This is a genomic window from Streptomyces naganishii JCM 4654 (genome assembly GCF_014650575.1).
Taxonomy (GTDB): Bacteria; Actinomycetota; Actinomycetes; order Streptomycetales; family Streptomycetaceae; genus Streptomyces; species Streptomyces naganishii.
Genome location: NZ_BMVF01000013.1, coordinates 61,203 through 73,365, shown reverse-complemented (window position 1 = coordinate 73,365; position 12,163 = coordinate 61,203). Strand labels below are relative to the sequence as shown.

Annotated in this window: 10 protein-coding genes and 1 pseudogene; 5 read left to right on the top strand and 6 right to left on the bottom strand. The window is 69.8% G+C overall.

Annotation, left to right across the window (positions count from 1 at the left end):
• Window positions 1-235: 235 nt before the first annotated feature.
• Window positions 236-625 carry a VOC family protein gene (locus IE217_RS23165; RefSeq protein WP_190179835.1) on the top strand — a complete coding sequence of 130 codons (390 nt, stop codon included), beginning with the start codon at window positions 236-238 and terminating at the stop codon, window positions 623-625.
• A 147-nt stretch (window positions 626-772) separates the two neighbouring features.
• On the opposite strand, the gene IE217_RS23160 is transcribed toward IE217_RS23165, so the two are convergent.
• Window positions 773-1,105, bottom strand: coding sequence for a GNAT family N-acetyltransferase (locus IE217_RS23160; RefSeq protein ID WP_190179834.1), 333 nt, complete (start codon window positions 1,103-1,105; stop codon window positions 773-775).
• Between the two features lie 274 nt (window positions 1,106-1,379).
• Here IE217_RS23160 and IE217_RS23155 point away from each other — a divergent pair.
• Window positions 1,380-2,540, top strand: a pseudogene (locus IE217_RS23155) (spore photoproduct lyase family protein).
• Between the two features lie 91 nt (window positions 2,541-2,631).
• Here IE217_RS23155 and IE217_RS23150 read toward each other — a convergent pair.
• The 5 genes from IE217_RS23150 to IE217_RS23130 form a co-directional block, all read right to left on the bottom strand.
• Window positions 2,632-3,162: a 2'-5' RNA ligase family protein gene (locus IE217_RS23150; RefSeq protein ID WP_190179833.1), complete on the bottom strand. Its 531-nt coding sequence runs from the start codon at window positions 3,160-3,162 to the stop codon at window positions 2,632-2,634.
• A 122-nt stretch (window positions 3,163-3,284) separates the two neighbouring features.
• Complete coding sequence (locus IE217_RS23145) at window positions 3,285-4,763, bottom strand: MFS transporter (protein ID WP_229865529.1); 1,479 nt, start codon at window positions 4,761-4,763, stop codon at window positions 3,285-3,287.
• 440 nt (window positions 4,764-5,203) lie between these two features.
• A complete protein-coding gene (locus IE217_RS23140; protein ID WP_190179831.1) occupies window positions 5,204-6,439 on the bottom strand; it encodes an FAD-dependent oxidoreductase in 1,236 nt (411 codons plus the stop codon).
• Between the two features lie 378 nt (window positions 6,440-6,817).
• Complete coding sequence (locus IE217_RS23135; protein WP_190179830.1) at window positions 6,818-7,030, bottom strand: hypothetical protein; 213 nt, start codon at window positions 7,028-7,030, stop codon at window positions 6,818-6,820.
• Between the two features lie 104 nt (window positions 7,031-7,134).
• The gene (locus IE217_RS23130) at window positions 7,135-7,833 is read right to left on the bottom strand and encodes an HAD family hydrolase (RefSeq protein ID WP_190179829.1); all 699 of its coding nucleotides are present in this window, start codon (window positions 7,831-7,833) and stop codon (window positions 7,135-7,137) included.
• Window positions 7,834-8,866: 1,033 nt separating this feature from the next.
• Between IE217_RS23130 and IE217_RS23125 the strand changes: the two genes are divergently transcribed.
• The 3 genes from IE217_RS23125 (at window position 8,867) to IE217_RS23115 (ending at window position 12,147) form a co-directional block, all read left to right on the top strand.
• Window positions 8,867-10,801, top strand: coding sequence for an MFS transporter (locus IE217_RS23125; RefSeq protein ID WP_190179828.1), 1,935 nt, complete (start codon window positions 8,867-8,869; stop codon window positions 10,799-10,801).
• 294 nt (window positions 10,802-11,095) lie between these two features.
• A complete protein-coding gene (locus tag IE217_RS23120; protein WP_190179827.1) occupies window positions 11,096-11,755 on the top strand; it encodes a hypothetical protein in 660 nt (219 codons plus the stop codon).
• A gap of 29 nt (window positions 11,756-11,784) precedes the next feature.
• The gene (locus IE217_RS23115; RefSeq protein WP_190179826.1) at window positions 11,785-12,147 is read left to right on the top strand and encodes a hypothetical protein; all 363 of its coding nucleotides are present in this window, start codon (window positions 11,785-11,787) and stop codon (window positions 12,145-12,147) included.
• The last annotated feature ends 16 nt before the right edge of the window (window positions 12,148-12,163 follow it).

Here is a 12,163-nt window from a genome sequence, read left to right as displayed (position 1 = left end):
ATCGTCTCAAGTGAGCCACAACAGCCATGCTCCACCCTGATAATTGATCGCGAAACGCGATGGATCCAATGACAAGCTTGCGTTGGACCAATGAATACCTCTGCGCGATGCTCGGATCAGGAGCAGGTCACAGCATCCGGAGAACGACCGTCGCGGACAGGCCGGTCCCGGAAGCCGCCGGCCCCGCCGTACTGCCACCGGCGCCCCGTGCGCCTCACCCCCCGGAGAGACACCCATGCGCGTGATCGGCTTCGACCACCTCGTCCTGAACGTCGCCGACATCGAGCGGTCGCTCGCCTTCTACACCGGTCCCCTGGGCCTGCAACCGGTGCGAGTGGAGGAGTGGCGGGCCGGCAAGGTCTCCTTCCCGTCAGTGCGAGTGAGCCCGACGACCATCATCGACCTCGTCACTGCGCCCGCCGGGCGGCCGCGGGGTTCCAACGTCGACCACATCTGCCTGGTGGTCGAGCCGCTCGACTGGCAACAGGTCATCGACTCCGGCACCTTCACGGTAGTGGACGGCCCCGGCAAGCGCTCCGGGGCCCGGGGCACCGCGGTCTCTCTCTATGTGCAGGACCCGGACGGCAACACTGTGGAACTGCGGTGGTATCCGGAGGACGCCTGAGGATCCGCATCTCCGACTCGTCCATCGTCTCGGCAGGGCCGGCCGGCAACAGTACGGTCGTCGTCCGCGGGCGGCAGGCTTGCCTCGCCCGCTGCTGCGGCGGGTGTGTCGGGGCTGGGAAGTGGACCTATCCGGCGGGTTCGGCGATCAGCGCCGTTCCGGTCCGGCGGAAGCCCAGTCGAGCGTAGATTCGCGCGACGTCGTCGTCACCTGCCGACAGGAAGACGGTTTCCGCTCCCACCACCGGGCGTCGGCCACCAGCGCCGCGGTGACCCCGAGCGCGAGACCGCGGTGGCGAGCCGAGGGAAGCGTTCCAACGCCGACGATCTCGCTGACTCCTGCGAGCTGTTGGTGCCGGCCCGCGGACAGTGCCACCCCGTGCTCGACAGCCGCGGCGTCCACCGACAGACCTGCCCGGATACGCACCGCCGCGCGTTCCACCGATCCGCCGGCGGCATGGGCGCCGACCGCTTCCGCCAATTGCGGTGTTCGCACCCTCGCGTTCGGTCGACCCGGATCCGTCGGTCGACTCTCTGAACACGTTCAGCTCATGATCCTGCTCACCGCGTATGCAAAAGACCTCGGAGCTCGAGACGCCGTTGCCGGCACCGAGCGCCCCGACCGGGTCGTCGACCGAGTAGCAGTAACCTGAACAGTCGGAAAGCGACATCCATGGCGCCTGTGCGCACCCGGCTTCACGGGAGCGGACAGTGGAAGGACCCTCCGGCGCCGGCCCTCTCTCACCGGAACCACCATGCCACCACCATCCCGTGACGGCGCAGGCCAGCATCAGGAGAGCCTGTTTCCCGTCGGCGACCTGATCCCCGAGGCCGAACCCGCGGCCTTGTCCCAGGACGCCGCACGACTGCTCGATGTGCGAGAGATCCACGCCGAACCCGAAGCGGCCGCCTCTCCACGCGGTCGCCAGATTCTGGCCCGCTTCCCGCAGGCCCGCCTGATCGAAGTCGATTCCCACTGGCGCATCCCGCACCTGCACGGCAATCAGGGCAACGCCGAGCGCTGGGTCCGGGTGAAGACCGAGACCCTGGTCCTGGGGGTCCGTAAGACGCTGACCAGCCGTCCCAACGGCCGCTCCGCCGACTGGATCGCACCGGGAGCATCCAACGGCTGCGCCATGGCCTGCGCCTACTGTTACGTACCGCGCCGCAAGGGCTACGCCAACCCGATCACGATCTTCACCAACATCGACCGCATCGTCGCCTCCCTGGAGCGTCATGTCGCCGGTCAGGGCCGCAAGCCCCAGCCCAACCAGTGCGACCCCGCCTGCTGGGTTTACGACATCGGTGAGAACGGCGACTGTTCCGTCGACGCGCTGATCTGTGACAACACCGCCGATCTGATCCGTGCCTTCCGGTGCTGGCCGACCGCCAAGGCCAGCTTCGCCACCAAGTTCGTCAACCGGGGCCTGCTCGCTCTCGACCCCCGCGGGCGTACCCGGATCCGCTTCTCTGTGATGCCGCCGGAGGATGCCCGGCTGCTGGACATCCGCTCCAGCCCGGTCACCGAGCGGATCGCCGCCGCCGGCGACTTCGTGGAGGCCGGGTACGAGGTGCACTTCAACCTCTCGCCGGTCGTGCTGCGCCCGGGCTGGGAGGCGGCCTGGACACAGTTGCTGCAGCAGATGGACGACGCGCTCCCGCCGGCCGTGAAGACGCAGGCCGCCGCCGAGATCATCCTGCTCACCCACAACCAGGACCTGCACGAGGTCAACCTGGGCTGGCACCCGCGCGCCGAGGATCTGCTGTGGCGCCCGGATCTGCAGCAGGCCAAACGGTCGCAGAACGGTGGGCACAACGTCCGCTAACGCTCCGGCGTGAAAGGACCGGCCGTCCAGCGCATGCGGGAACTGGTCGCCGCACACGCCCCCTGGCTCACTGTCCGCTACGCCTTCTGACCAGCGCTTCCGGTGTCCAACAGCCGACAACGTCCTACTCCGCCTGAATCCTCCGCCAGAAGACGAAGTAAGGCCGACGTGGGCGAAGCGCTCAACGGGGTTCCAGCACCTCCAGGTCGCCGGTCTCCGTGTCGTAGCTGCGCAGAGTGGTGAGCGAGGCCGACAGCGGCGGCGCCGGCAGCAGTCCGGGGACCCGCCGGCCGGCGAAGGCACCAGCCCGCCGGGTACGGCCCAGGGTGATGTGCGGGCTCCAGCGCCCCGGTGCGTGGAAGGGGTTGAGCGCTTCGGGCGGGCTGTCCGAGGCGACCGCCTCCCACACCCTTCGGTGCAAGCCGTCCAGTGCGGAGTCGAGGTCCAGCCCCCAGGCCAGCACCGAGGTGGGCCGCTCGAAGCGGACGACACCGGTGAACCGCACCGGTAGCGGCAGGGCGGCGGCCACCTCGGCGAGCTCCCAGCGAATCGGGGCGGTCAGCTCCCGGCAGGTGGCCAGGGTGAGGTGCGGGCTGTTGGTCGGTGAGCGGTGGCGCGCCTGACTGGGCAGCCCCGCGTTCGCGAGTCGCCGCCAGGCGTCCCGGACCGCCAACTCCGCCGCCTCGTCCAACAGGAGTTCGACCGTGCGCACCGTTGCAGCGTACCGGCGAAGGTAGGAGGACCAGGGCGTCCGGGCTCCGACACGAGAATCGTGAAGTCCTCTGTCGACGGATGTGTCGACAGATTTGTCGGCGGTGCTCTTCGCACCTCGTTCTAATGCCGGGAGCGGAGGCCGGCGGGCCGGGTCTCGGCGTGTGTCGCCGGCCCGCCCTCGACCTTGGTGTGAGCGGCGTGCCGTGAGGGGTGGCGGGGGGATCGCATGAGCGTGGCGACGGCGACGGCGGCCAGGGCCGCGGTCACGGCTGCGCCGAGCAGGGCGGTGTGCATGCCGTCGATGAAGGCGCCGCGCCCCTGTTCGGCGGCGGGACCACCGATGGCGTGGGCGGCGGCCAGCGAGGACCGGGCGGCCCGGGCCACGGCCACGGGGGCGTGGGGGAGATGGAGGTGGCTGCGGTAGGAAGCGGTGAGAACGCTTCCCAGGACGGCGATGCCCAGGGCGCCCCCGAGCTCGCGGGAGAGGTCGTTCACCGCCGACCCGACGCTCTGCAGGGAGCGCGGCAGTGCGTCGGTGATCGCTGTGGTCGCCGGAGTCATGGCCAGCCCCATCCCCGCACCGAGCAGGAGCAGCCCGGTGCCGATCACCCAGTACGAGCTCGAAGTGCCGACCTGGGTCAGCACACCCATGGCGGCGGAGACGGCCACCAGGCCCAAGGTCCAGGGGGCGCGGAAGCCGAACCGTGCCACCAGGCGCGGGGTCAGCCGGGATGCGGGCATCATGGCCAGGGCCATGGGGATCATCGACGTGGCGGCCACGAGCGCGCTGTCCCCCCGCACCAGTTGCAGGTACTGCATCATCACGAAGATGAAACCGAAGAACACGAAGAACTGCAGTGTGATCGACAGCGAGCCGGCGGCGAAGTGACGGTCGCGGAACAGGCGAGGATCCAGCAGCGGGTGCCGCCGGCGCAGCTCGTAGAGCACGAACGCGGCCAGCACGAGGAAGCCGACGCCGATGCCGCCCACAGTGGCCGGGTTCCCCCAGCCGCGCGCCGGTGCCTCGATGATGGAATACACCAGGGCGACGAGCCCGATGACGGACAACAGGGCGCCCTTCGCGTCCAGCCGCGGCTGGTCCGCCTCGGCCGACTCCGGTACGAACAGCAGCGTGCCCACGAGTGCGAGGGCGGCCAGTGCCACGTTCAGCCAGAAGGCGGAGCGCCACGTCCACTGTTCCAGCAGTGTCCCGGTGGCGAGGACCCCGAGCAGGGCGCCGGCGCCGGCCACGGCTGCCCAGACGCTCACCGCGCGTGCGCGCTGGGCGGAGGGGAAGGTGGCGGTGATGGTCGAAAGGGTGGCCGGCATGACCAGCGCGGCACCCACGCCGAGCACACCGCGCAGGCCCGTCAGCACCGCCGGGCTGGTGGTGAAGACGGCCGCCGCGGAACCGCCGCCGAACACGGCCAGTCCGGCAAGCAGTGCCTTGCGTCGGCCGAACCGGTCGCCGAGGGCACCCGCCGGCAGCAGCAGTGAGGCGAAGACGAGGCTGTAGGCGTCGACGATCCAGGACAGATCGGTCTGGCTGGCGCGGGTGTCGCGGGCGAGGTCGGGCAGAGCTACGTTGAGCGAGGCCATGGCCGCGACCACGGTGCCCAGAGCGAGGCATGTGACGAGCAGAACCAACTGGTGACGTATCGCCCGCGGTGATCCGGGAGCAGTAGGTGAGGACATGGCGTCCCTTTCGTCGACGGCCCGAACCCGGCGGCTCGGGCGACCGCTGCCAGATTGGCCGGGACGTATCCGTCATGACCAGCTTGATGAAATAGGACGGCTGTGGGGCAACCGCCTCCCGTGCACCGCGATCCGGCCGCTCAGCTCGGCAAATATGTCTCTGCTCCCCGTACTTCGGCTGCCGATCCGGCGAGCCATCGTGGCAGGCGCCTTGATATCACCCGCCGTGGGTGCGCGTTGATGAAATAGTTCCAGTGGCGTCGCCGTGCGCCGTGGTCAGCGTACGGCGGCTGTCGGCGCACGGCGGCTGGCGGGGGACGGCGGAGGTCAGCGCACGGCGGAGGTCAGCGCACGGTGGCTGTCGGCGGACGCTCGCGCAGGGCGCCGTACGCGAAGAAGTACGCGGGTGCTCGACGCAGCCAGGAGCCCGAGTCCGCAGCAAGCACCCGGGTCAGTCCTGTGCCGCCGTCTGTCAGCGGGGGCCGCCCGGCCAGCACCGGAGCGAGGACCCGGGCGTGCACCAGCCGTTGCAGGGTCTGCGTGGCGACAGTGGTCGGACGGCGGCGCCGCTGAACCGCGCGCACGTGCGGCAGCCCGACGCGACCGGAGAGCAGCGGCCCGTTGAGGATGCGCGCGGCGGCCACCGCGTCCTGCACGGCGAGATTGATGCCGATGCCGAACACCGGTGACATGGCGTGCGCCGCGTCACCGATGCACAACAGCCCCGGGCGGTGCCACCGGCGCAGCCGGTCCAGTCGGACATCCAGCAGCTTGACCTCGTCCCAGGACGTCAGCGTCCCGGTCCGGTCGGCAAGCCAAGGCGTGGCGGCGGCGACCTGGGACATGAAATGGTCGAGTCCGGCAGCGCGCCTCTCGGCGTCGGTGCCTTTGGGGATCAGCGCCGCGCACTGCCAGTACGTGCCGCGGTCGATCAGCACGGTCATGAAGCGGTGACCGAGGTTGCCCAGCAGGCCACTTGGGTCGTTCTCGTGGCGCGGCAAGCGGAACCACCAGGCATCCATCGGGCAGGCGAACCGCTCGAGCCGCAACTCGGGCAGCGCCCGCGCCAGTGATCCACGGCCGTCGCACGCCACCGTCAAGGTGGCATGCAGCTCGCCGGTCGTGCCGTCCGAGCCGCGGTAGCGCACCCCGGTGATCCGGCCGCCGGAGCGCAGGAAACCAGTCGCCTCGGTGTCCATGCGCAGCGTGAACAACGGCTCCTTGCCCGCCTCGTCCGCGAGGAGTTCCAGCAGATCCCATTGCGGCACCATGGCGACGTAGTTATACGGCGGCCGCAGGGCGGCGAGGTCGCCGACGACGACTGGTGTGCCGCCCGGCCCTACCGGCAGCCGGATGGCGTCGACCCGGCGTTGCGGCAGCCGGGCGAAGCGCTCGCCGAGGCCCAGTTCGTCCAGCAGGGCGAGAGTGGAGGGGTGCACGGTGTCACCGCGGAAGTCGCGCAGGAAGTCACTGTGCTTCTCCAGGACCGTCACCCGGACTCCGGACCGCGCGAGCAGCAGCCCCAGCACCACCCCCGCCGGCCCGGCACCGATTACGCAGCACGTCGTACGCTCCGTCACGCCCCGCTCCTTCCTCTTGTGCGGCTACCACTGCCAGATTCGACGGAACACCACATCGCGACGGTTCGCACCGTGCTGGAGGTTCTGGAACGCCACGTCAGCGAAGGCGAGTGGGACCACCTCAAATCCGGTCTGCCGAACTCGCTGGCCTCCGTATTGCCGTAGCCGGTCGGCGGCACCCGAACCGCCGACCAGGAAAGAGGGTGTGCCACGGGGCGCAACAAAGTTCGCGGCTCCGGACAAGGCCACGACAGAGCTGAGTTAGGTGACCCGAACACCAGCTCGCCGGCGAGCTCACACAGGCACCGCGCATACACTGCCCCCAAACGGCGATCGAAATGCCGACGCGGACCTCGCGGCCGGTGCCGAAAACGCCGGTCACTGCCCGCCTTCTTCACCTTCCTCGGTGAAGGGGCGCACCGCGTCCAGCAGGACCCCCAACGTGCCCGTGAGCATCCCGACCTCGGCGACGCGCTGGGCGTACGGGTCCTGCGGGTGCTGCCGCTCGGCCTGCTCGGCGGCATTCGCCAGGATCTGCTCGGCGGCCTGAGCCGCGGTGCGCGGGGCGGCACGTTCAATATTGCCGGGCATTGTGATCTCCCTCGACTCGGGCGTCGGGCACAGGATTCCCCGGAATGCTTCGACATCGCCAGCAGCCGGTTTTGCCAGACCGCCCCGGGACGGGTGCGTCGCGGTCAGGCGCCGTGCGTGTCCCGCACGCCGAGTTCGTCGATGTGCCCCAGCAGGTCGAGGGGGTCGGCGTACACCCGGAACGCTTGGGCCCGCTCCAGTTCGTCCTGCCCGTATCCTCCGGACAGCAGCCCCACTCCGAGTGCCGCCGCCCGCCGCGCAGCCAGCAGATCCCACACACTGTCTCCGACGACGACACAGTCGCGGGCCGGGATGCCGAGTCGCGCCGCGCACTCCAGGAACAGATCGGGGTCCGGTTTGGCGCGGCTGACTTCCTCGCGGGTGACCGTCGGCACGTCAGGCGGCACGGCGAGTCTGGCGAGCATGGGTGCGGCGTCGTCACGGCGGGCGCTGGTGGCGATCGTCCAGGGGACGCCGCAGTCCGTCAGCGTCCGGAGAAGCTCGGCGGCTCCGGGCAGCGGCCGGATGGCGTTCGTCCAGCCTTCGAAGTGGCGGTGATGGGCGTTCTGCAGTTCATCGGCCTCCTTCGGCGTCAGCCGTACGCCGGTCTCGCGCATCATGGCCTGCACGAGCAGGCCACCGCTCATCCCGATCCTCCGGTGGATCCGCCAGATCGCCAGGCCGATGCCCATCTCGCTCAACGCCTGCTGCCAGGCGATGACGTGCTGGTAGACGCTGTCGACGAGTGTCCCGTCCAGGTCGAAGACGAACGCCGCAGGCCTGGTGGCCGTACCATCGGACATCTTCCCCATCCCTCCCGTCAGCGGCCGGCCCGGGCCGGCCGGGTATAGGCACTGGAGGACAGCCGCTGCGCCCGGGACTCCTCGACCGTGTCCTTCAGCGGTGCGGAAGCGGCCAGGGCCACAGGCGCGCCCCCTGACGGCCTGTTCAAGCGCCTGCCGGCCGAGCGGCCGTACCGTTCGAGTGCCTTCGCCACCTCGTCGCGGTGCGCGGCGCGCTCGTCGCGGGCTACGGCGGCGCGGGACGACCAGCAAAGATCTGCGGACCGACCGAGCGCAGCGCCACTGTCCGGAAAGGCGCCGAGTGCCGTGGCGCGGCTCGGGTCCCGTGCCAGGGGGGCGCTCGCATTCCTTCGGTCGTCGGCGGTTGGTCCGTGCGTCAGGGCACGGACCGCTCGCCGTCACCGTGCCGACGACGTAAGCAGCGGACGCGTGTTGTGTCGTGTGTTCACAGTGCCGAGCATTTCGTCCGGGCGCTTCCGCCTGCAGGATCAAATGGCGACTTCGCCTCTTGTCCTGGACGGACGAAGGGAGATACCAGGAGCGGAATGTCCACCGAGCCGCGCAACATGCCATAAAATGGAAAACACCGTCACCCCGTGCACCATTTGACCAGCGATCGAGGTGACGCCATGAATGCCGTTGCACAGGACAACGCCTCAAGGCCCCGGGGGTCTGTCATCGGGTGCCGAACCGGCTCTCCTGGCCCGTGCCAGCCGCACAGCACGCAACAGGCGCAAGGGGAAGAGCCCCACCAACGGTGCCCGTCGCCCGAGGTCCTCGGCGTCCTCGTGGTCGAACGCCCGCGCATAACGCTCCGCGTCCTCGGCGCTCGGATACCGTTTGCTGCCATGCGCCCCGCAATCGCGCTCGCAGCGCCAGCGCATGTTGGCGCCCTCGCTCTGGAAGCGGAACCGGTGTCCGACAAGACGGCAGCGCAGCACAAGGAGGGACGGTACGCCGGACACGGGGCGCGAGCCCGGTCCCTCGCCCGTACAGCGGATCGGCCGTGTCCCGAGGCGCAAGGGGCGGCGGCATGACCACCACCTCCGAACTCCGTGTCATCACCACGAAGGTCCCCGCCCGCCTCGACCGGCTGCCGTGGTCCCGGTTCCACCGGCGGATCGTCATCGGCCTCGGCACCGTCTGGATTCTCGACGGGCTCGAAGTGACCATCGTCGGCGCGGTCGCCTCACGCATGACCGAACCGAACAGCGGCATTCACCTCTCCAGCGCCGACATCGGCACGGCCGCCGCGATCTACGTGGCGGGCGCATGCGTCGGTGCCCTGCTCTTCGGCCGGCTCACCGACCGCTACGGGCGCAAGAAGCTGTTCATGCTGACGCTCGGCATCTACATCCTCGCCACGGTCGCGACCGCCTTCGCCCACGACGCCTGGTACCTCTATCTCGCCCGGTTCTTCACCGGCATGGGCATTGGCGGGGAGTACGCGGCGATCAACTCGGCCATCGACGAGCTGATCCCTGCCCGCAACCGGGGGCAGGTGGATCTGGCCATCAACGGCAGCTACTGGGTGGGGGCCGCCCTCGGCAGCCTGGCCGCCCTGGTGCTCCTCGACGAGAACCTGCTCCCGGCCGGCCTCGGCTGGCGACTGGCCTTCGGCCTCGGCGGCATCCTCGGTCTCGGCATCATGATGGTCCGCCGCCATGTACCGGAGAGCCCGCGCTGGCTGTTCATCCACGGTCACGAGGACGAGGCCGAACGCATTGTCGACCAGATCGAGGACGAGGTACGCCGGGAGACCGGTCAGGACCTGCCCGACCCGGCGGAGGCCGTCACCGTCCGGCAACGTGGCGTGATCCCGTTCACCGAGATCGCCCGAGTGGCCCTGCAGCGGTACCCGCGACGGGCCCTCCTCGGCCTTTCTCTCTTCGTCGGCCAGGCCTTCCTGTACAACGCGATCGTCTTCGACCTGGGCACGCTCCTGAGCGGGTTCTTCGGCGTGGGCTCCAGCTCCGTGCCGTACTTCCTCACCATCTTCGCGATCGCCAACTTCCTCGGCCCGCTATTGCTCGGTCGGCTCTTCGACACCGTGGGCCGCAAGCCGATGATCGCGGGCACCTACTTCGGCTCGGCCGCCGTGGCGGTGGTCCTCGCCGTCCTGCTGGTCAACGGCTCGCTGACGGCGTGGTCGTTCTTCCTCCTGGTCTCGTTGACCTTCTTCGTCGCGTCCGCCGGAGCGAGCTCCGCCTACCTGACCGTCAGCGAGGTCTTCCCCATGGAGACCCGAGCCCTGTCCATCTCCCTGTTCTTCGCCGTCGGCACCGCCGTGGGCGGCATCACCGGGCCGCTGCTGTTCGGACACTTCATTCACAGCGGCAACACCACCCTCGTGGCCACCGGCTTCTTCATCGGAGCGGCGGCTATGGCCCTCGGCGGGCTGGCCGAGGTCGCCTTCGGAGTGAAGGCCGAACAGCAGTCCCTGGAGAACATCGCCAAGCCGCTGACCGCCGAGGAAGCCGACGCGGCCTGGCGGGGCGAGTGGGCGCCCCAGGACGAACGGGGCCGCCTCCGCCCCGCGGACATACGGCAGGCCGCGCGCGAGCGGGACCAGCGGATCGCCGCCCGCACGGGCGGCCGCCGGGCGCGAGAAGCCACCGGGGCGCGGCGCTACCGTCCGGGCGTCGGCGCGGGCAGTTCCTTCTACTCGCCGGGGATGGCCGGAACCACAGGCGCCGCGAGCCGCACCTCCGCCATGGCCGAGCAGCGCCTCGACGAGGAGATCGAAGAACTGGTCCGGGCCCTCGAAGAGAGCGGGCCCGCCACGCGCGAAGGGCTCGAGCAGGCCGTCCATGGCCGGTCGTGGGGACCCGGGCGCTTCGCAGGGGCCTTGCGGCAGGCCGTCAGGGAGTCCCGCGCCCGCCACCTTCCGGACGACCGTTACGCGCCGCCGGACCGGCCCGGCAAGCCGGGCGGAGCATCCGGCGCCCACCGGAACCGCAGCTCGTGAGCTCTGGCCGGTACTGTGCTCACTTCCCGGGCCCCGGGCGGAGGAGGTCGCCGTCACGGACATGCTCGTCCTCGGCGTGGGCGGGCAGCGGACCGAGGCGCGCGGGCGTTGTGGCCCCGCCCGTCTATGTGGGGCCTGCCGCGAGGCGACCAGGGGACCTCGCGGCACGGCTGCTGCTCCTGCGGATCGGCTGCAGCAGCGGCTCGCTGTGGTCCGGCGAGCTTCGGGGGCGGTAGGGCGGTCGCATGGATCCGCTCCGGACGATGAAGCACACATCGCGAGCTGGGAGGAACAATGCGGAACCGGATACTGAGCAAGATCGGCACACAGCTGTTGCGTCTGCGCCACGACTCGTCGCAGAGCTCACAGGACCGGGCGACGCCGGCCGACTACGGACTGGACCACAGGCAGGTCGCCGAATTCGTTGCCGGCACGCTGCACGCGGAGGGCGAGGCAGCGCTCGCCCATCAGGTGGCGCGGCTGCTGCCCTTCCACTGGACCTGGCCCAGCCGGGTCGCGCAGGCGATGTCGCAGATCACGGACCACTTCGGTGATCAGCGTGAGCTGATGGCCTGGCTGGATCGGCACCCCGGCCTGCCACGGCTGGTGGCACGCCTGTACGTCTTCATGGGCCTCCTCGACAGGTACAGCGCGGTGCCCGCGGTCGTGACCGCGATGCGTGAGTACCGGGAGCGGACACCGTATCCGCCGGGCCTGGAGCCCTACTTGGTGCCCGCCACCGATGACGACACGCTCGCGAGCATTGCCTTCAAGATCGAGAAACTGCTCGGCGAGGAGCGGACCCGGAAGGCCGCCGAACTGGCCCTGGCCACTGCGGCATGGCTGCAGCAGATCGCGCCGCGCGCGCGGGAACTCAATCCTGACGTCGGCGACTTGAACGAGCTGATGGGGCAGGCTCGACAGGATATCCGGGCGGCAGCAGCCGACATCTGAACACGACTTTCGATAGGACGGTAAACGGCATGACGGTGAAACTGAACGCGAGGGCGTACAACCACGCAAAGAAACTGACCGAAGAGGGCCTGATCGTCCTGGACGACCGGGACGAGTGGAGCGAGCACCAGCCCTCGGCAGCGGACGAGAATGCCTACCTCGAGGAGCACGGATTCAACGAGTACGCCCGGTGGTACCTGGGCATCGACGACGAGATGGGAGAGGAGACCAAGGGCCGGTACAAGTTCCCCTACGGTGATTTCGAGCGCGTCCACCGCTGCGGTGTGCTCTCTGCCGAGGTACGCGCCGGACAGCAGAAATACGCGGACATCGAGAACGCCGCCGCGCACCTGCACGGACTGCTGGACGGCAGGCGGGCCGGTAACCGGTGACAGCGCCGGTGCACCT